The 538-nt window shown below is 68.6% G+C and carries 1 protein-coding gene; it reads right to left on the minus strand.

The window, feature by feature from the left end:
- Positions 1 to 538, minus strand: a 538-nt coding sequence (locus tag J0A65_RS24100; protein ID WP_206596797.1) for a DUF2207 domain-containing protein, incomplete at both ends; no start/stop codon positions are given.

Genomic DNA, 538 nt, shown 5'->3' on the forward strand with positions numbered 1-538 from the left:
GGTGTTCACCGAGGCCACCGAGGGCGTCGGCCATGCGCGGCTCGTACTTGCTGCCGACCTGCAGCGAGGCATCCGCCTTATCGGCAGGCAGCAGGCGCTCGAGCACATCGGCGTCGAGCGCCGTCAGCTCACCATGTGCCTCGGTGCTGCGGCTCAGGATGAAGCCACTGCGCGGCCGGTCCTTGATCAGCAGGTGCTTGCCGATGGCCATGTCGGTAAGCCATACGCCGAAGGCGTGCGCCGCCGAGAAATCGCCACGCAGGCCACGGTGCCAGAGGTAGCCCACCTGCACCGCCGTCATGTTCTGCGGCGCCTCGAACAGGGGAATGATCACGCCCTTGCGCGGATCTCGCCCGACGCGACACCAGGCGATCAGGTAGAACAGCGCGAGCCCGACCAGCAACGCCGCACCGAGGGCCAGGCCCAGATTGTCACGCAGCAACTGGGCGGCACGTTGCATGGCCGTGGGCCGTGGCACCAGGCCCGCCTGCCAGTCCACCGCGACCGTCAGGCCGTGATAGGCCGGCAGTTGCCCGGT

Source organism: Bowmanella yangjiangensis, assembly GCF_017255015.1.
Taxonomy (GTDB): domain Bacteria; phylum Pseudomonadota; class Gammaproteobacteria; order Enterobacterales; family Alteromonadaceae; genus Bowmanella; species Bowmanella yangjiangensis.